Source organism: Sphingobacterium tabacisoli, from assembly GCF_017908035.1.
Taxonomy (GTDB): domain Bacteria; phylum Bacteroidota; class Bacteroidia; order Sphingobacteriales; family Sphingobacteriaceae; genus Sphingobacterium; species Sphingobacterium tabacisoli.
Genome location: NZ_JAEQMU010000001.1, coordinates 1808116 through 1827843 on the forward strand (window position 1 = coordinate 1808116; position 19728 = coordinate 1827843).

Genomic DNA, 19728 nt, shown 5'->3' on the forward strand with positions numbered 1-19728 from the left:
AACTTAATTATTCAATTTAATAAATCCACCATCTATTGGATAATCATTGCCTGTAATAAAAGCTGCATCATCCGAACAGAGGAACAAAGCTAATTTAGCAATTTCTTCCGGTTTAGCCATCCTTCCAATAGGTTGCGAGGCAGAAAGTTTATCAAACATCTCAGCTTCCTTGCCAGGATAGTTTTTCTGGATAAAACCGTCCACAAAAGGTGTGTGTACCCGTGCTGGCGATATCGAATTGGAACGTATATTATCCTGTAAGTAATCTCTAGCTATAGACATACTCATAGCATATATCGCACCTTTGCTCATTGAATAGGCAAATCGGTCAGAAATACCAACCAGAGCGGCTATAGAAGCTACATTTAAAATAGCTCCGCCTCCATACGTCTTCATGCAGGGAACTACCGCATGCAACATATTGTAGGCCCCCTTCACATTCACATTAAATACCTTATCAAAATCTACCCCTGAACAATTCTCGACATTCCCGACATGGGCAATACCAGCATTATTGACCAAGATATCCACTTTTCCAATCTGCCCAATTATCGCGTCCACCTGTTCTTGATCTGTAACATCGCACAGGTGCAATATTCCGCTCCCTCCCGCTCCGACTATCGCTTCTACAGCAGCACTTCCCTCTTTCTCATTAAGATCAAAGATATGTACAGTAGCTCCCTGCTCCGCAAATAATAATGAGATAGCTTTACCTATACCACTACCTCCACCAGTTACAATAGCCACTTTACCTACTAATTTTGACATACTATTTTGTTTTTATTATTAATACATAAGGTTTATCCTCTCCAACCAAGGGTAAACTAACCCGTAAGGTTGAATTATTCAAGTCATACTTCACCTTTTGCTTTTTATCAAATGAAGTTATGGATTGTATACCGATATCAAAGTTAGGAACCTCCACACTCGCTAATTTCGTGTTCAATACATGTAGGTAAACCGTATTTCCCTTTCGGGTAAACGCATAATCATCCGTAGGCTTTATAAAACCTCCCTGGGTACCATAGATACTCTCTCCATATGTATTTAACCAACTCCCCATCTCCTTTAGGCGCTCCTGTTGATAGTCCTGGATTTCGCCGTTAGGCATAGGGCCAACATTCAGCAACAGATTGGAACCATATCCCCCGGCTTTTATCAAATAACTGATTACTTCCTGAAATGACTTACGCTTGCGGTCTTTGATATCGAATCCCCAAGACCCAGCGATAGTACCACACACCTCCTTAGGCAGTGCTCCAATATCCTCCGTCTTAGTACCAAACCCAGTGGTATTATGTCCTGGGAGATCCCGCTCGAACATCTGAAAATCTTCACCCGCTATCGGTGCAATATGATGATTGTTACCTATGAGACAATGTGGCTGTAAACGGTGTATAAGACTATAAATCTCCCCATAATGCCAATCCGCATTAGGCTTGTCCCAATGTCCATCAAACCAAATACCATCAATGGTACCATACTGTGTCAGCAATTCGGTCAACTGTCCTTTCATAAAAGCAATATACTTGCCCCAATCGGATTTCGTCGAATCCCGCCCTACAATCCCCTTACCGGTACTTCCAACAGGTAGATAATCATTCCGATGCCAATCTAATAAAGAGTAATAAAACATAATCTTAATACCTTCTTCACGACAGGCATCTACCAATTCTCGTACAATATCTCGCTTGAAAGGAGTAGACTCAACTATATTATAGGTAGATTGTTTGGTATGCCACATCGAAAAACCATCGTGATGCCTACTCGTAAATGTGATATATTTAGCTCCACTCTGCTTGAATAGCTTAGCCCATTGCTTTGCATTAAAATCAATAGGATTAAAAAAACGAGGTAGCAATTCATATTCCTGCAGACCAAAATTCTGATTATTCATAACCCATTCTCCGTCCCCCAATATGCTATACACGCCCCAATGAATAAATACTCCAAATCGAGCTTCTTCAAACCATTTGCGAGCATTTAAGTTCTCCGAGCTAGGTTTATACCCCGTCTGCCCAATCGCGGACAAAAGGTGAAACAACAACAAACATGTCAATACTATCTTTCTCATATCCTATTGTGGTTAATTATGTTAAAGTGAAACTCCCCTTCTCCAAGGAATAAAATCATCTTGTCCCAACTGAACCGCCTTCGGTATCTGCTCGCCACTAGCTACGGCGATAACATACTCCAATATTCTCTGGGCCACCTCAGCAATACTTTCCTCTCCATCGATAACGGTTCCACAGTTAATATCAATGATATCAGGCATCTTCTGAAAGGTCTTCGTATTCGTGGATAACTTGACAACAGGAGCAATGGGATTCCCTGTAGGCGTACCTAATCCCGTAGTGAAAAGAACAATATTTGCTCCGGCAGCAACTTCAGCCGTCGTACTCTCAACATCATTCCCTGGTGTACATAATAGATTTAATCCTGGCTCATTGACAATCCCGGGATAATCGATTACCGCAACCACAGGAGATGTTCCCCCTTTCTTAGCGGCTCCAGCAGACTTAATAGCATCTGTAATCAGCCCGTCACGGATATTACCCGGCGAGGGATTCATATAAAAACCGGACCCATCAGCCTCGGCCTTCGCATTGTAACGCTTCATCAGAAACATAAACTTCTCGGCTGTCTCCTCATTCACACAACGGTCACTCAGTTCTTGCTCTACCCCACAGAGTTCAGGGAACTCCGCAAGAATGACAGAACCTCCCAACGTAACCAGCATATCTGACAAATATCCCAAAGCTGGATTTGCAGAAATGCCCGAGAAACCATCCGACCCACCACATTCTAAACCGATACATAATTTGTCTAACCCTGCTTCCTCACGGGATTGCTGATTCGCCTGAACCAATCCCGCAAATGTCGATTTGATTGCCTTTTCCATCAGTCCTTGCTCTGTGCCTTCCAGTTGTTGTTCAAAAACAAAAAGAGGCTTATCAAAGTCTGGATCACGCTTAGCAATCTCATTCCGCAATATCGACGCCTGTGCATGTTGACAACCTAGGCTCAACACCGTAGCTCCCGCTACATTAGGATGGGTAATATAACCGGCCAACAGGCCACACAGGGCATCAGAATCCATCCGGGTACCACCGCAACCCATATCATGATTTAAAAACTTAACACCATCAACATTAGGAAAAAGCCTTTTTTGCGATGTACTCAACGGGCTTGCAGAAAAATCAACATTCAAAAGTTCATCAACTGAAGCACCCGATTTATATCGCGTTATCAACTCGTCAACCTCAAGGGAATAATTTTTACTATCCAGCTTATAACCCAACTTTTCTTCAAATGCTTCTTTAAGTGTCAAAACATTTCTATTCTCACAGAATACAAGGGGAATAACCAACCAGTGGTTGGCAGTACCTACACTTCCATTACTACGATGATAGCCTTTGAAGCGACGATTAAGAAAACGAGACACATCTGGTTTATGCCATTCCAATTTCCTATTGCTTAATTCAAAATCCCCTGCAGCATGCCGAAGATTATCCACCGTGAGCAATGTCCCGATCTCTAACGCTTGATTCACCTTTCCAACCAGTACACCATACATATATACCTCTTCGTTCTCGTCCAAATTGCTTACAGTAAACTTATGTTTAGCAGGCACATCATCCTTTAAAACAAAAGAATAGCCATTCCATTCAATAGTAAGCCCTTTTTCAAGATCTACTAAAGCCACCAATACGTTATCTTTCGGATGTATCTGTAAGAAAACCTTTTTCACCTTATCCATTTATTACAACTCAAATATTTTATCCATAATTACCCACTTCTCGCCAGGACGGCTTCCTGGCATAGCACGTTGATATTTCCACATCAGTGTCTCCCACTCCTGCACTTTCTCATTATTTGCATCCATCTCTCCTTTCTTCTCAAAACTAAAATCATCTCCGACGTCCATAACCATAAAAAGCCGATTACTAAAGCGGTATATAACCATAGAAAGTATACCCGAATCCCGTATAGAATTAATCACATCAGGCCACACCGCACGATGATATTCATCGTATTCTTTTATCAAATCTGGATTATCCTGTAAATCCAACGCTAGCGCATATCTTTTCATGTAAATAATTTGTTTTCAGTTGTCACATGGAATATCCTAAATATTTTCATCGATGTTTGTGCAATTACTGCTACATGGATATTTCATAACACTATCTTTTATCATTATATCTCATCCTTATCTCCTCGTACCGCCACTTTTTCTCTATTGTTCCACCCAAAAAGCAGCACAACAACAAAACAGATAAATACGACGTAGTATGAAAGATGAATATTTCCCGTTATATCAGTTACTTTACTAGCAATAGGAGGTATTACTGCTCCCCCAACAATAGACATTATGATAAGACTTGACGCAGACTTCGTATCTGCTCCTATTCCTGCTATCCCCATAGCAAATATGGTTGGAAACATAATAGACATGAAAAACGTAATCCCTACAAGCGCATAGAGTGTCACGAGACCTGTTCCATAGATGACGACAAGAGATAACAAACAAGACATCATACTGTATAATATCAACAATTTATAAGGCTTCATGTAACGCATAAAAAAAGTACCGACGAAACGTCCCACCATAAATAAAAAGCCCGCCAATCCCGCATAATATTTCCCTTCCTGCCCACTCATCCCTAAAGCATCCTCAGCAAACACCAATAAAAAACTAAAAACATAAATCTGAGCCCCGATATAGAAAAACTGAGCGCAAACTCCCCAACGTACATTCTTGTGCAACAACGCTCCAAAGAAGCCTTTGGACGAAGTACCTTCCTCTTCTTTTATCTCTGGCAATTTTGTAAAAAAGAATAAAACAGCAACCACTAGAATGAGTAATCCCAGAACTAAATAAGGCCCTTTTACCAAAGAAGTCTCGGCCTGTATATAAGCCAACCGAGCTTGTTCACTCATACTCGCCAACTCATCTACGCTTTTAGGTTCCTCAGCCAAAATAAATACCCCACCCACGATTGGAGCAATGGAAGCCGCTAGCCCATTAAAAGACTGCGCAAAGTTCAAACGTTGCGTTGCCTTCTCTGGATCTCCCAACACCGTAATATAGGGATTGGCTGCAGTCTCCAAAATAGTCAACCCACAGGAAAGTACAAATAAAGCCCCCAGAAAAAAGGGATAACTGATCGTATTGGCCGCAGGAATAAACAAAAAACAACCTAAGGCGAATAAGCTCAATCCAACTAAAATGCCGGTTTTATAACCATAACGTTTCATTATAATTCCAGCAGGAATCGCTAAAAAGAAATACGCAATAAAGACCGCAGAATCTACCAGAGATGCCTGAAAGTGGCTCAAACTAAATGCACTTCGAAGATGCTTAATCAGAATAGGATCCAAATTATGGATGAATCCCCAAAAGAAAAACAAAGAAGTAATCAGAATAATAGCAAACGTATATTTCTTTACTTGTGTCATGCTGGATTATATTTGGTAATCGCTAATTACGGGAGATAATTAGAATAAAACATAAAGCAATTTACCACATTAATAAATCATTTTACCAACATATATAAAAAACTAGATTATATTTGAATATAAACCTTACTATTGAATCATGAAACTGAAACAGCTTTCATTAGACCGAACATATTACAGCAGCTTCCATATTCGTCAGGACAGCTACCCCAAATACCATAACACCTGGCATTATCACGAAGAAATAGAGTTTATATGTATTTATAGAGGACATGGAACCCTATTCATTGGCGATTGTATCCAAAGCTTTTCTGCAGGGGACGTGGTCCTTATAGGGCCTAACCTCCCTCATTACTGGCTTTTTGAAGATCTACGGGGCGATGAACAGTTAGATCCTATTGATTGCATAGTCATACACTTCAAAAAAGATTTCGCTGGGATTGACTTTTTTAATATCCCGGAGATGAGTCAATTGAAAGAGCTGATACAAAGTGCCGAAAAGGGTCTCTTGGTAAAAGATAATCTTCTCTCTGTCTTAAGACAACAACTGCAGGCAATATTAAACACAGAAGGAGTTACGAGATTTACCTACTTACTCCAAGCCCTTGCACAATATGCTACATTTCCCCACAGAAGATTGGTCAGCGACAACTACGCCATTCTCAATCACTCGAATGACCAGCGACGCATGAATGATGTCATGAATTATATCCGTGAACATTATAAGACGAAAATGGAGCTTGACAAACTAGCCGACCAAGCCAAGATGACCAAGAACTCATTCTGTCGGTACTTCAAAAATAAAACAGGGAAAACCCCAATACAGTTTGTTAGCGAAATCCGAGTAGCACACGCATGTCGCTTACTCAAATACACAGATCTTAGTTTAAAAGAAATCTGCTTCGATAGTGGTTTTAATAACTTTGTAAGCTTTCACAAAATTTTCAAAGATCAGCTCAATAAAACTCCTACCCAATATAGAAAGCAGTAACAGCAAACGCTCGGTTTTTGCTATCAAAAACCGAGCGTTCCTTTACTTTTTATCTACTTAAAGAGAAAGGCAAGTCTTCAGCTGTGATTCCCCGCTTCTTATTCGGCATGCTATCCATCAAAAAGTTAATTCTCCCTCCTTTGATCAACTCACTATGACTAAGATAGCTTTTGGTAGAAGCTTTACCATTGACCGTCATCGATTTAATATACCGATTCGTAAAGCTATTGTTTTCCGCGTGGATATACAGTTTCTTCCCATTGTCAAAATGCAATGTTACCTTATCAAAAAGTGGTGTACCGACTATATATTCATCCGTAGCTGGAGTTACCGGATAGAATCCCAATGCAGAAAATACATACCAGGCCGAAGTCTGTCCATTATCCTCATCTCCACAATATCCGTCCGGATTAGGGGTGTACATCCTATTCATCGTCTCCCTCACCCAATACTGTGCTTTCCAGGGAGCTCCAACGTAATTATACACATAAGGCATATGTTGTATCGGCTGGTTACCGTGTGCGTATTGTCCCATATTGGCAATCTGCATCTCCCTGATTTCATGAATTGGAAAACCATAATAGGAATCATCAAAAATAGGGGGTAATATAAAAACAGAGTCCAACTTTGCTTCCAAAGCTTTATGTCCACCTGATAACCGAGCTAACCCTTCAAAATCCTGGAAAACAGACCAACTGTAATGCCAACTATTACCTTCCGTAAAGGCATCTCCCCATTTGAAAGGATTAAAAGGACGTTGAAAATTACCATCCTGATTCTTTCCGCGCATCAACCCCGATTCAGGATCGAAAAGATGTTTGTAGTTAAAAGAACGTTTCTTATAAAAATCAACCTCTTCTTTCTCCTTATTTAGCGATTTCGCCAATTGGTAAATCGAAAAATCATCGTAAGCATACTCCAAACTACGTGCTACATTTTCATGAATCTTTACATCATAAGGAACATAGCCCAAGGTATTGTAATAGTTGGCACCTGCACGCCCCACAGCAGTCATAGGCCCTGCATGCATCGAACCTTTCTTTACCGCCTCAAATAGTACCTCTATATCTTTGGAACGCACTCCTTTTATCCAAGCATCTGCCACCACAGAAGCGGAATTATTACCGACCATAATATCACGATAACCTGGACTAGCCCATTCTGGCAACCAGCCTCCTTCACGATACGCATTTGCGAGCCCTTCCTGCATCTTTAGACTCATCTCAGGATACATCAGGTTAAGAAAAGGAAATAAAGCTCTGAAAGTATCCCAAAAACCTGTATCTGTGAACAGGTAACCGGGTAATACCTCTCCATTATACGGGGAATAATGCATCACTTTACCTGTAGCATCGTACTCGTAGAACATTCTTGGAAAAAGCAAAGAGCGATACAGGCAAGAATAAAAAGTCCGTATCTGATCGATTGTCCCTCCCTCTATCTCCAGCTTTCCTAATTCCTTATTCCACACCGAAGCTCCTTTTTCAACAGCTTCATCAAAGCTAAGTCCATCCAATTCTTTCAGATTCAGACTAGCCTGATCATGTGAAATAAAAGAAGACGCTACCTTAACCAAAATCTGATCTGCTCTACCTTTAGCCTGCAAACCGATAATAGCACCAACATGCTCCGCTTTAACTTTAATCCGCCCATTTTGTAAGACAGAATCTGCAAAGGTAGAGATATTAGCAAATGAGCGGTCGAATTCTAGGACAAAGTAATTTTTGAAATTATCCGGCACTCCACCACTGTTTTTCGTAGAGTAGCCAATAATCTTTCGCTGATCCGGGATGACTTCTACGAAAGAGCCCTTGTCAAAAGCATCGACCAATATAAATGCAGAATCCGTCTTGGGAAAGGTAAATCGGAAATAAGCGGCACGGGCCGTAGGAGTAATTTCTACCTGTGTATCGTAATCGGCTAAATACACCGAATAATAATGAGGCTTTGCGACCTCTGCTTTATGAGAAAAATAACTTGCCCTTTTATTTTCATCAAAAGTAGGCTTTCCTACCATAGCCATAATGCTAAATTGCCCGTAATCATTCATCCAGGGTGAAGGCTGATGTGTCTGCTTAAATCCTCTGATTTTTTCAGCAGTATAGGTATACATCCATCCATCGCCCATTTTCCCTGTCTGAGGACTCCAAAAGTTCATTCCCCAAGGCATTGCAATTGCCGGGTAGGTGTTACCACTGGAAAGAAAATAGGTTGATTGTGTACCGACCAAAGTACTTACATACTCAAGAGGAGCTCCAGTTTTACCAATTTTTTGGCTAAAACTACTTTGGATAAATAGTAAAAGAAATATTGATAATACAAAATTCAGTTTCATGCTGGTTATATTTTGAAAATATAAATATCTAAAAATATTCCAACAAAGCAAACTGCTAAATTATTTTAGCACAGCTAAAAAGCTAAAATTATCTTTCCACTAAAGGCACGACTCTCCATCAACTCATGAGCATAACGAGCATCTTTGTAAGAAAAGACCTCCGCAATAGGAGTCTTGTAAGCTCCTGTCTCGATCAATGGAATCACATTCTGACATATGGCTTCTGTTAATTGTCTCTTGAATTCAAGTGATCGATTACGTAGGGTACTACCCGTTAAATAAATACGCTTCTGCATCATCTTAATCAAATTCAACTCTACTTTAGCCCCCTGCATGGCATTAATCACAACAAGTCTCCCCTCTTCTGCCAGCAGATTAATATTCTTTTCAAAATAGCTACCACCAACACTGTCCAGAATCACATCCATTGAACTCGCCCCCCAGCTTTTTTCAAAGTCCGACTCTTTATAATTAACGATATGCGACGCCCCTAAGTCGCGTACGAAGGATTCCTTATCCGAAGTTCCCACTGTAGTAAAAACCTCCGCCCCAAATAGATGAGCCAGTTGTATGGCCGTACTTCCGATTCCTCCAGCACCACCATGTACTAAAAAACGTTCACCACCTGATAATCTTCCTCTTTCAAAAACATTGTGCCATACTGTAAATAAGGTCTCTGGCATCCCAGCGGCTTCTATAAACGATAAATTGTCTGGAATATGGATACAGCTACCATGATCTACCGCAACATATTGTGCATAACCACCTCCAGCGACAAGCGCCATTACGCGGTCTCCTACTTCAAAATTACGACAGTCTTCACCAACAGCAGCTACTACTCCCGCAACTTCCAACCCTGGGATATCTGCCACCGTACCTACTGGTGCGGGGTAGTTTCCCCGACGTTGAAATACATCTGGCCTGTTTACTCCGGCGGCATGTACGGTAATCAAGACCTCTTTTTTCCCCAGCAAAGGAATTGTCCGTTCTTGCACCTGTAAGACCTCAGGTCCTCCAGGTTCGGTTATCACAACTGCTTGCATCATTGCTTTTTTGGAAATTTTTGTAAACGAACATTTAATGAAAGCATAAAGTAACGGCCTAACCGGCTATTTTTTGCTTCATACACATCATTACCGATATATTCAGAAACTATACCCATCGTCTTATTCTGGTCGAACAAATCATAGCCCTGCAGGCGCAGTAAAGCAGACTTATTCCGAAGAAAAGTAAACTCTACAAAACCATTCATTATCGTCTGGTTTTCATTCATAAAAGTATTCGCATAACCGTTATTATAACGCTGCGACATTTCTAAGCCAAGAGACAGGTTATCGTTCAGATATCCTCTAGCTCCCAGGCCCCAAAACATTGTCTCTACATTAATACTAGTCCTAAAAGGAATATCATACCGCGTATTATTCCACATATAGTTTGCATTCAGCACAGATTCCACATAATCGCTCCATTGGTATTTCAACTGCATAGACTGCGTCATCACCAACTGCTTAGTCGTACGCTTCTTCTCATCAATAAATGATAGATTATTATAATAATCCGTATTGCCCGTTAGATCTAACTGAAAGTCATCATTAATAAAAGGAGTATTAAACATATAATACCACCTATAGTCATAATATCCCGATGTATTCCTAAAGGTCATTTCCTGCACTGTAGATCCCTCTTTTGAATGCTTATCTATTACGATTTTATTAAGGATGAAATTATATGCAAAATTGGTCTCAAAATACTGCATTCTCGAGCTAAAACTCTTTCGTAAAGTCGTTCCTATCCGATGTGCCGTTTCAGCTTTCAGCTCCGGATTTCCGGTAATAATATTTCTTGAATTCGTATTATCCAATACTGGAGCAATCTGATTAAACGATGGCTGATTATTTTTACCCTTATACTCCATCTGCCAGTCCATTTCCTTCGAAAAGCGATAGGTCAGCTTAGCCGTTGGCATTAGATTTATGTTTTCATACTTATACACCACATTATCCTTGGTGACCCGTCCTTCCATATACAAGGGCTGGACGGCAAATCCAGCATGCATTTTGAACTTCTTATTGGGTTCATATTGATAAGTCACTCCCGTCTTATTGTTCTTAAAGAAATAGTCATAGTCTACCGTCAACGAATCAATATAGTAAGGAGTTATTGTAGGCAACCGATTCTCGACAAGACGTATAGCTTCGATACGCGTCACATCAAATTCGTAGCTAAACTCAAATAGGCTATGTTCAAGAAAAGGCTCCACATAAGAAATCGAAGCCCGAGTAGAGTTCGTGTAATTATTCTGCTTAATATATTGATCCTGACGGAAGTCTCCGTCTTTAGTGGTTACCCCACTCTCTGCATACTCTTCAAAAACGCTTTCCCGTTTCTCTACATTATTAGAGTTAAGTATAAAATTAGCCACCAACTTACGGCCCTTTTTATTAAAAGCTTTGGAATAAATAGCTTCTAGATTACCATTTGGGCTAATCTGACTTGAGGAATCCCGATACGCGCCCACGTTTTTCTTTTCGTAGTTGGTTAATCTTGTGCTTTTATTATTAGAACTTCTTAGTTTATTAAAGATTAAATCACCTTTAATCTGCAATACATCTGCATTGTTAAACTCACTATCAAAACCAAATTTTAGTTTATGATTCTGATCTATATTATTCATCTTATATACCTCTTCTCGCTCGATTTTATTCCCGACGTAAGTAGATGTTAATTTCGAGAATCCATCGGTTTCGTTCTTCTGCCTAACGAAACTATACGCTGCATTAAATGACGTACGCTCACCCCACCTGTCCGAAACATTAATACCTGCAGAACTTACCTCATTGAGTCCATCAATAGGGTCAGCATAATCTCCAATATCCATCGAACTACGATTACGATCCCCCCCTTCCGGGCTACCGAAACTAAACAAATTGGTATTCGTGTTATTAAAAGACCCTAAAATTGAGATTTCCCGGCCATCGTCAAATTTATTGGCACCGAAACTACCCAAGTATCGAGAGTTAGTACCTGCCCCTCCAGTTACCTGACCAAAATAGATTTTCTTATGGTCATCTTTTAAACTGATATTAAGTATCTTCTCAGGATCACTTTGCTTTATGCCTAAGGCCTCTTCCTTATCGCCATAAAAATCAATCACCTGAACGTTTTTTATAAAATCCACAGGTAAATTACGTGTCGCCGTCAGTAAGTCCCCTCCAAAAAAATCCTTGTTATCGACTTTTACTCTTTTTATAGATCGGCCATTATAGGTCACAGAGCCATCACGCCCCACTTGAAAACCAGGAAGGCTTTTTAAAGCATCTTCCAATAATGAGTTCTTCCGGAAATCAAAAGCATTAAAGTTAAATTGTACCGTATCGCCATTCACCACAATGGGTAGTACCTTTAGAATATTAACATCGGCGATTTCAACGGCATAAGGTTCAAGCCGGACAGCCGGGATTTCGAGTTCCCCGCCAACACCCAGTGCAAGTACGGACCTACTCTCACTTTTATATCCCAACATAGTATAGAGAAGCGATATATTTTTCCCCTTAAAAGCTGAAAAACGGAAATTACCTAAGAAATCAGTCATTTGACTTAGGGTATCTGATTCACTAGTGAGACGTACACTGACAGATTTTAACGGATTACCAGCCGTATCCAAGACCCTACCGTACACAATCTCTTGGGCAAAGGCAGAGTTTAACAGCACTTGACAAGCAAATACAAAAATGACAACCCCTATTTTATACCATGAGAATTCCACGAATCGGCCTGCAAAATCTAATTAGTTCAATATACTAAAATATTGCTATTCAAAAAAAAACCATTAAATATTATACTATAAAACGATAAAATTCAGATTATCGTATACAAGAAAAGGCTATCAATATTGATAGCCTTTTAAATTCATTCTATATTTAATGTTTGAGATTACTCGCCGTCATAAGCTACTTTAACCAAGTGTTTATCAATTTCCCAACGACCAGTTCCTTCTTCGCCAATAACATCAAACAATTCAAGGATACGTCTAGCTACATACTCTTCTTCTACTTGCTCCGATAAGAACCATTGTAAGAAATTGAAAGTAACATAGTCTTTCGCTTTCATACATTTGTCAGCCATATTATTAAACTGCTCTGTAACGAACATTTCTTGCTCCAAAGTTTGCTCAAAAACTCCACGGAATGATTCAAAATCAACAGGGATATTTGTAATCTCAGGAGAGATCGCTCTACCACCACGATCATTGATATAGTTAAAAAGCTTCAGCATGTGCTCACGCTCCTCATCGGACTGCTTTGCAAAAAACTTAGAAGAATTGTCTAAGCCCTGATCATCACACCAAGCTGACATAGCCAGGTATAATGCGGATGAATGAGCTTCAATTTTTACTTGGGCGTTTAATATATTTTCTATCTCTTCGGCTAGTGATGATCTTAATTTTAATAAATCTTTCATATCGTTATTTTTTATTTTTTACACTTTATTTAAACATAACAAATGATAGTAATCCTCTGTTTGTTAATACAAAGATAAAGGCTAGGCAAGCGATATTGATAAAAAATATGCAATACAAATTCAGTCTAAATTACAACCTAAAAAAGCTAAGTTGTTTAGACTCAATATGATTTAAAATAATTACACTTAGATTGCTAATACAGCGTCGCGTCTTAAGATAGAGCGAATCTGACCGTTTAATTCAAGCATGAATTTCGCTCCGGCCAATAAATCTCGTAAGTTAAGAACATCTTCTACGGAGAGTAGAAAACAGCGTTCCGTACGAAAAGGCATAATTAATTCAAAATCAAAAGAGCGGGAGGAGTTATTCAGCATAGCTTCGATATCAATTTGATCAACACTTCGCTTGAATACAAAAAAATCACTGACCTTAAACGCTGTAGTGTTACCCTGAAATTCTAACCAATAACAGTTTTTTCGACTGCACTGGTAAACCGCCCCCTGTGAGGTTGTAAACACCTCTTCTACACTCGCTAATGGACAAATCATTTCTTACTACCTTATTTTGTTTAGACCGCTATTTTTAAATGATGAGCAAATATAAACTTAATCAAGAATTAATCCAAATAAAACAAGAGATAGCGAAACATAAAAAAAGGCGGCTTAATCATTAAGCCGCCTTTTTATACATTCTGTGAGATTCACTCCCAATTAAAATTCTTCTTCTTCTGTGGAGATTATCTCTTTATGATTACTAGCATTCGTTCTAGTTTTCGTTTTATGCTTATTAATCTGACGTCTCAAAGACTCTACCGCGATATCCGTCGCTTCCTCAAAACTTTTTGCTTGTGCTTTTGCAAAAAGCTGACTACCTGGAATATTAAACTTCAATTCTACCACCTTATTCTCTTCGCCTTCTACATTTTCCAAACGAAGATAACATACTCCTTCAATGATATTGTCCAAATACTGCTCCAATTTGCCAGTTTTCCTTTTGATAAAGTCTACCAATTTTTGATCTGCATCGAATTTGATTGATTGCACGTTAATGTTCATTTTTCCTCCTTTTTTAAGCCTTTGGATGTGCTTGTTTGTAAATTGATTTTAACCGCTCCGCCGAATTGTGCGTATACACCTGAGTGGCCGCCAATCCAGCATGACCTAGTAACTCTTTGATTGCATTGAGGTCCGCACCATTGTCTAATAAAGATGTAGCAAAGCTATGCCGAAGTACATGTGGGCTTCTTTTTTTCTGTGAAGTAATCATACTTAGATATTTTTTCACTACTCTATAAATCAACAGTCGATACGCTCTCTTTCCTTCTTTAGTAACGACTAAATATTCGGAAATGTTTTCTAAATTTTGAAGTTTTTTCTTTTCTAAATACTCTTTTAGTTCTTCGATTAAGGTTAAATGTAGTGGAACAAAACGTTCCTTATTCCTTTTCCCTAATATAAGGATTTTTTTATTGTAAAAGTCAATATCACTCTCTTTTATTTGTAAAAGTTCAGAAAGCCGAATACCTGTTCCAAAAAGCAGTTCCATAATAATAAAATCACGCAATGACTCAAAGTCATCCACCACTGCATCCATATGATCCAGCAATTGATTCATCTTATCCTTCTCCACCACAACCGGTAATTTCTTAGGTGTCTTCAACGCTTGGATCAGACGCACTGGATTTTTCTCCACCAATTGCTCCCGCTGCAAGAACTTATAAAAAGAACGTAAAGTAGAAATTGCCCGATTGACAGAGCTTGCTTCTTTGCCCTTCTCCCGTAGTAAAGAAAAGTAATACCGCATCAGTTTATGATCGACCTCCTCAAAAGGTGTATTTTCAGCTTCTAAAAAGTCTAAAAATCCCTTCACCTCCATTTCATACGCTTTTATCGTATGTGGTGAATAACGTTTCTCAAACGTCAAAAAACTAATAAACCGATCTTTAAACATAGTATTCTAGTGCCCCTCTCCTACTCAAACTTAAGTAAAATGGTTTGTATTCGCCAACATCAGATCAGAAAAAAACAAATCGCTGGAAATCTATATCATTTCTTAGAAATTATATAACACCTGGGCTAACATTAACCCGAAATTAGTGTTATCATTATTATAAGAACATTATATACCGATATCTATTATGCATAAACACACCTATTATATCAGTGGCATGACCTGTGATGGTTGCCGTACACAAATAGAAAACAAGCTCCATGAAATACCTGGCATAAATGCTAGTATCTCATTAGAAGAAGGAAAAGCAGAAATAGAAAGCGAAAGTCACTTGGAACTTGCTACACTTCAAGAGAAAATCAACGAAATAGGCAGTAGCTATCAAATCCATGAGCATGCACACAGTCACCATCAGAATCCCCCAAAACAAGTCAATGATTCGCCAAGTGGACAATACATCTGTCCAATGTTTTGTGAGGGGCATGACAAGATATATACCGAAAAAGGTCGCTGTCCTGTATGTAACATGTTCTTACAACCAATAGAACAGGTCCACCAGACACCTGTACCTCAACAGTACGCCAAATCACCAGAAAGTGATAAGTCTAATGCGGGGAAATATTACTGTCCTATGCATTGTGAAGGTGACAAAATATATGATAAAGCTGGAACATGTCCGGTATGCGGTATGAATCTCGAAAAAATCCCTGAAACGAACCTGAAGGTCACATTCAGCTGCCCGATGCATCCGGAAGTCCAACAGGATACACCGGGTGCCTGTCCTATCTGTGGTATGGACCTCGTCCCTAACCAGCAAACAGAAGCTGAAGATGACGCCTATCAAGACTGGAAAAAAAAGCTAATAATCAGCACCATCTTTACCTTACCGGTTTTCATTCTCTCTATGGGTGATATGCTTCCCGGAAAACCGGTAAGCCAACTGATTCCGGCCCATATCAACGGTTGGATACAATTCATCCTTACTTTACCGGTTATATTTTATACAGGCTGGACTTTCTTTCAACGAGGCTGGACATCTTTCAAAACATGGAATCTCAATATGTTCAGTCTTATTGCCCTGGGTACTGCAGCAGCTTTTATTTTCAGTATAGTCGCTTTACTATTCCCTCAGGTTCTCCCAGCAGAGATGCTTGAGCACAACGCCCATCCACATCTATACTTTGAATCTGTAGTCGTAATCATCACACTGGTCATACTGGGGCAACTTATGGAAGCTAAAGCACATTCCAAAACCAATTCGGCTATCAAGGCGCTCGTCAAACTCACCCCTGCAGAAGCGATATGGCTACATGATGGTAATGAACAGCGGATAGCAGTGACAGACATACACAAAGGTTATATGTTACGCGTGCGTCCAGGCGACAAAGTACCTATAGATGGCATTATTAAAGAGGGAAGTTCTTCTGTAGACGAATCCATGATCACAGGGGAATCTATTCCTGTAGAGAAAAACAAGGGCGACAATGTTATTGGAGGGACTATAAACGGCAATCAGAGCTTCGTCATGCAGGCAACCCACATTGGATCCGAGACGCTATTATCCCAAATCATACAACTGGTCAACGATGCCAGCCGAAGTCAGGCCCCTATACAAAAACTAACTGATCGAATATCACGAATATTTGTCCCTATTGTCATACTCATAGCCATAGCCACCTTCATCATTTGGCTACTCAGCGGAGTAGAAGATAGTCTAGCCTATGCCATCACCAATGCGCTTGCAATCCTTATCGTAGCCTGTCCTTGTGCGCTAGGTCTGGCCACGCCCATGTCTGTCATGGTGAGTATAGGTAAAGGGGCAAAAAACGGAATATTGGTAAAAAAAGCCGAAGCTCTCGAACAACTTCGTAAAATAGACTACCTTATTCTCGACAAGACAGGTACTATCACAGAAGGTAAACCCGAGGTAACCACTTATGAAGGAGTGGACAATATCGATGATAACAATATCCTCCAGATAGCAGCATCAATCAACAAACAAAGCTCCCACCCATTGGCAGAAGCCATGGTCAATAAAGCGGCAGAGAATTCCATCTCCCTATCAACGATTGAAGATTTCCTCAACATCACTGGAAAAGGAGTTGCTGCCCGTATCGGAGACCGCCATGCATACTTAGGTAATGAAGCCTTACTCCACGACAATCACATCAGTATTCCAACCTCTATAAAAGATAAGGTGAATCAATTACAAGCCAGTGGATCCAGCGTCTCTTATTTAGCTATAGACCAACAGTATGCCGGCTTTATTGCCGTAAAAGATAAAATAAAGGTCAATGCCAAAGAAATCATATCCCATGTACAGAGCCTCGGTATTCAGGTTGTGATGCTCACAGGCGACAATGAGTTGACAGCACAAGCTGTAGCCAATGAAACAGGGATAAACTCCTTCAGGGCCAAACTCCTTCCCCAGGACAAGTTAAATGAAATCAACAGATTGCAAGGGGAAAGTAAAATCGTAGCAATGACAGGTGACGGAATTAATGATGCCCCAGCTTTGACACAAGCCGATGTAGGTATCGCCATGGGATCAGGAACTGATGTTGCCATACAAAGCTCAGATATCACACTCTTAAAAGGTGAGCTGACAGGTGTTTCTAAAGCGATAGACCTAAGCCGTATGATGATGCGCAATATCAAAGAGAATCTACTCTTTGCCTTTTTATATAATGTAATCGGAATACCGATAGCAGCGGGACTATTATTCCCATCTTTTGGCATATTGATGTCACCAATGATTGCTGCTGCAGCTATGAGTTTAAGCTCAGTATCAGTAATACTAAACTCCTTGCGTCTCAATCTCAAAAAACTATAAGCAACTTTGAAGCTTCACCTCTTGTCGTTAACTTATGACATCAACGACAAGAGGTCAGGCCTCAAAACAGCACCCCTCCCATCGCCAATGAAACCGTTAGCGTATTTAGTTCCGAAAAAACTATCCCGAAATAAAATACATATTGGGATTCTCCAACAAAACTGACTATTTTTACCACAGATTATAGATAATCTACTATTTTATTACAAATCGTTGCATTACACAAGTCATTGCAACGTTGCATATATACCAATAAATAGTACATATGTAATTTGAACATTTCATGTAACCATTAAAAGACAAACCGATCCATCAACTGACGGATCACGAAATAAATGCGAAGCATTCATGAGTTCCATTAAGAAAACAATTAAATGCACGAAATAATTATATATCTATGAAATTTGGACAGGTAGCAGATCCTTCGACGATTGACTTCACAATACCCCAAACACCGCAACAATCCCTTGATCTATTACAAAAAAGCAAACAGGATCAGCCCTTGGAAGTATATGTAGGCTGTGCCAAATGGAATAAAAATGACCTTAAGGGGTTCTATCCCCGTGGCACAAAGGATGAATTAGCCTATTATTCTACGCAATTCAACGCTATTGAATTGAATGCTACATTCTACAACTCGCCTTCCAAAAGTCAGGTAGAAACCTGGAAGAACAAAACTCCGGAAGAGTTTAAGTTTTTTCCTAAGATCCCACAGTCCATCAGTCATTTCGGAAGATTGTTAAATACAGACGAAAAGGTGAATGCCTTTGTAGATTCTACTGTACTATTTGAGGAGAAGTTAGGTATGGCTTTTCTTCAATTAATCGACAATTTCAAACCAAAGGATTTTGACCGACTAGAATCTTTTTTAAGGAATTTCCCAAAAGGATATCCGTTAGCTGTTGAGGTCCGCAATGAAGAATGGTTCTCCCCATCCGTAGCTGAACGCTTTTATGCCCTGTTAGAAGAAACAAACAAGACCAATATCATTGTCGATACAGCAGGAAGAAGAGACATGATGCACATGCGTTTTACCACACCGACTGCTTTTATCCGCTATGTAGGTGCCAACCATCCATCAGATTACACAAGGCTGGACGAATGGGTCAAAACAATAGTACAATGGAAAGAGGCTGGCTTGCAACAGCTTTACTTTTTCATCCATCAAAACATAGAAGTAGAGTCTCCCTTACTAGCAGCACATTTTATAGAAAAGCTGAACAAAGCGATCGGCACCAATCTGAATATTCCCCAAAAACCTGGAGACGTCTCAAATAATACTGCACCTACATTATTCTAACATGCGCCTAGAAGGTATTCATCACATCGCTATCATTGTAAGCGACTATACACGTTCAAAGGAGTTTTACACCCAATTGCTAGGACTGGAGATTCTTAATGAAGTCTATAGAAAAGAGCGGGATTCATATAAGCTGGATCTCGCTATTGGCAATCATTACGTTATTGAGCTTTTTTCATTTCCAACTTATGTACCCCGTCCATCCTACCCGGAGGCACTTGGCCTACGTCACCTTGCCTTTGCAGTAGATAATATTGAACAATGGATAGACAAGTTGCAAAACAACAAAATACCAGTAGAACCAATCCGCATAGACGAATACTCCGGTAAAAAATTCACCTTTTTTCAAGATCCCGATGGGCTCCCCTTAGAGCTGTACGAATATCAATAGAAAAAA

Annotated in this window: 16 protein-coding genes; 4 read left to right on the forward strand and 12 right to left on the reverse strand. The window is 39.8% G+C overall.

Features of this window, described 5'->3' with window-relative positions; all coding sequences use genetic code 11:
- Window positions 1–3: 3 nt before the first annotated feature.
- The 5 genes from JKG64_RS07660 to fucP all read right to left on the reverse strand — a co-directional run bounded on the left by JKG64_RS07660 (window position 4) and on the right by fucP (window position 5460).
- Window positions 4–768 (reverse strand): SDR family NAD(P)-dependent oxidoreductase, encoded by a 765-nt coding sequence (locus tag JKG64_RS07660; protein ID WP_210353718.1) that lies wholly within the window; start codon window positions 766–768, stop codon window positions 4–6.
- A gap of 1 nt (window position 769) precedes the next feature.
- Entirely contained in the window at window positions 770–2074 is a 1305-nt protein-coding gene (locus tag JKG64_RS07665; RefSeq protein ID WP_210353719.1) for an alpha-L-fucosidase, read from the reverse strand.
- A gap of 21 nt (window positions 2075–2095) precedes the next feature.
- The gene (locus JKG64_RS07670) at window positions 2096–3751 is read right to left on the reverse strand and encodes a UxaA family hydrolase (RefSeq protein ID WP_380892993.1); all 1656 of its coding nucleotides are present in this window, start codon (window positions 3749–3751) and stop codon (window positions 2096–2098) included.
- 12 nt (window positions 3752–3763) lie between these two features.
- Window positions 3764–4093, reverse strand: coding sequence for an L-rhamnose mutarotase (locus tag JKG64_RS07675; protein WP_210353721.1), 330 nt, complete (start codon window positions 4091–4093; stop codon window positions 3764–3766).
- A gap of 104 nt (window positions 4094–4197) precedes the next feature.
- Complete coding sequence (gene fucP, locus JKG64_RS07680; RefSeq protein ID WP_210353722.1) at window positions 4198–5460, reverse strand: L-fucose:H+ symporter permease; 1263 nt, start codon at window positions 5458–5460, stop codon at window positions 4198–4200.
- Between the two features lie 139 nt (window positions 5461–5599).
- Between fucP and JKG64_RS07685 the strand changes: the two genes are divergently transcribed.
- A complete protein-coding gene (locus tag JKG64_RS07685) occupies window positions 5600–6451 on the forward strand; it encodes a helix-turn-helix domain-containing protein (RefSeq protein ID WP_210353723.1) in 852 nt (283 codons plus the stop codon).
- Between the two features lie 49 nt (window positions 6452–6500).
- Here JKG64_RS07685 and JKG64_RS07690 read toward each other — a convergent pair whose 3' ends face one another.
- The 7 genes from JKG64_RS07690 to JKG64_RS07720 form a co-directional block, all read right to left on the reverse strand.
- Window positions 6501–8786 (reverse strand): GH92 family glycosyl hydrolase, encoded by a 2286-nt coding sequence (locus tag JKG64_RS07690; protein ID WP_210353724.1) that lies wholly within the window; start codon window positions 8784–8786, stop codon window positions 6501–6503.
- A gap of 74 nt (window positions 8787–8860) precedes the next feature.
- Window positions 8861–9832, reverse strand: a complete 972-nt coding sequence (locus JKG64_RS07695) for an NAD(P)H-quinone oxidoreductase (RefSeq protein WP_317195834.1) — start codon at window positions 9830–9832, stop codon at window positions 8861–8863.
- The gene (locus JKG64_RS23250) at window positions 9829–12552 is read right to left on the reverse strand and encodes a TonB-dependent receptor (RefSeq protein WP_210353725.1); all 2724 of its coding nucleotides are present in this window, start codon (window positions 12550–12552) and stop codon (window positions 9829–9831) included. Before JKG64_RS23250 ends, JKG64_RS07695 begins: the two co-directional genes overlap by 4 nt.
- A gap of 167 nt (window positions 12553–12719) precedes the next feature.
- A complete protein-coding gene (locus tag JKG64_RS07705) occupies window positions 12720–13247 on the reverse strand; it encodes a ferritin (protein WP_210353726.1) in 528 nt (175 codons plus the stop codon).
- A 186-nt stretch (window positions 13248–13433) separates the two neighbouring features.
- Entirely contained in the window at window positions 13434–13796 is a 363-nt protein-coding gene (locus tag JKG64_RS07710) for a DUF6686 family protein (protein ID WP_202102148.1), read from the reverse strand.
- 162 nt (window positions 13797–13958) lie between these two features.
- On the reverse strand, window positions 13959–14303 hold the full coding sequence (hpf, locus tag JKG64_RS07715) for a ribosome hibernation-promoting factor, HPF/YfiA family (RefSeq protein ID WP_202102149.1): 345 nt from the start codon (window positions 14301–14303) through the stop codon (window positions 13959–13961).
- A 13-nt stretch (window positions 14304–14316) separates the two neighbouring features.
- The gene (locus tag JKG64_RS07720; RefSeq protein ID WP_202102150.1) at window positions 14317–15198 is read right to left on the reverse strand and encodes a tyrosine-type recombinase/integrase; all 882 of its coding nucleotides are present in this window, start codon (window positions 15196–15198) and stop codon (window positions 14317–14319) included.
- A 187-nt stretch (window positions 15199–15385) separates the two neighbouring features.
- On the opposite strand from JKG64_RS07720, the gene JKG64_RS07725 reads away from it, so the two are divergent.
- From JKG64_RS07725 to gloA2, 3 genes are all read left to right on the forward strand, one after another.
- On the forward strand, window positions 15386–18031 hold the full coding sequence (locus JKG64_RS07725; protein WP_210353727.1) for a heavy metal translocating P-type ATPase: 2646 nt from the start codon (window positions 15386–15388) through the stop codon (window positions 18029–18031).
- Window positions 18032–18428: 397 nt separating this feature from the next.
- Complete coding sequence (locus JKG64_RS07730) at window positions 18429–19331, forward strand: DUF72 domain-containing protein (protein WP_202102152.1); 903 nt, start codon at window positions 18429–18431, stop codon at window positions 19329–19331.
- Between the two features lies 1 nt (window position 19332).
- Window positions 19333–19722, forward strand: a complete 390-nt coding sequence (gene gloA2, locus JKG64_RS07735; protein ID WP_210353728.1) for an SMU1112c/YaeR family gloxylase I-like metalloprotein — start codon at window positions 19333–19335, stop codon at window positions 19720–19722.
- Window positions 19723–19728 lie beyond the last annotated feature (6 nt).

Bases quoted from the DNA above. Each gene is read 5' to 3' on its own strand.
- fucP (WP_210353722.1), bottom strand. From the start codon at position 5,460: ATGACACAAGTAAAGAAATATACGTTTGCTATTATTCTGATTACTTCT.
- JKG64_RS07730 (WP_202102152.1), top strand. From the start codon at position 18,429: ATGAAATTTGGACAGGTAGCAGATCCTTCGACGATTGACTTCACAATA.
- JKG64_RS07675 (WP_210353721.1), bottom strand. From the start codon at position 4,093: ATGAAAAGATATGCGCTAGCGTTGGATTTACAGGATAATCCAGATTTG.
- JKG64_RS07710 (WP_202102148.1), bottom strand. From the start codon at position 13,796: ATGATTTGTCCATTAGCGAGTGTAGAAGAGGTGTTTACAACCTCACAG.
- JKG64_RS07665 (WP_210353719.1), bottom strand. From the start codon at position 2,074: ATGAGAAAGATAGTATTGACATGTTTGTTGTTGTTTCACCTTTTGTCC.
- JKG64_RS07705 (WP_210353726.1), bottom strand. From the start codon at position 13,247: ATGAAAGATTTATTAAAATTAAGATCATCACTAGCCGAAGAGATAGAA.
- gloA2 (WP_210353728.1), top strand. From the start codon at position 19,333: ATGCGCCTAGAAGGTATTCATCACATCGCTATCATTGTAAGCGACTAT.
- JKG64_RS07725 (WP_210353727.1), top strand. From the start codon at position 15,386: ATGCATAAACACACCTATTATATCAGTGGCATGACCTGTGATGGTTGC.
- JKG64_RS07660 (WP_210353718.1), bottom strand. From the start codon at position 768: ATGTCAAAATTAGTAGGTAAAGTGGCTATTGTAACTGGTGGAGGTAGT.
- JKG64_RS07695 (WP_317195834.1), bottom strand. From the start codon at position 9,832: ATGATGCAAGCAGTTGTGATAACCGAACCTGGAGGACCTGAGGTCTTA.
- JKG64_RS07685 (WP_210353723.1), top strand. From the start codon at position 5,600: ATGAAACTGAAACAGCTTTCATTAGACCGAACATATTACAGCAGCTTC.
- JKG64_RS07690 (WP_210353724.1), bottom strand. From the start codon at position 8,786: ATGAAACTGAATTTTGTATTATCAATATTTCTTTTACTATTTATCCAA.
- hpf (WP_202102149.1), bottom strand. From the start codon at position 14,303: ATGAACATTAACGTGCAATCAATCAAATTCGATGCAGATCAAAAATTG.
- JKG64_RS07720 (WP_202102150.1), bottom strand. From the start codon at position 15,198: ATGTTTAAAGATCGGTTTATTAGTTTTTTGACGTTTGAGAAACGTTAT.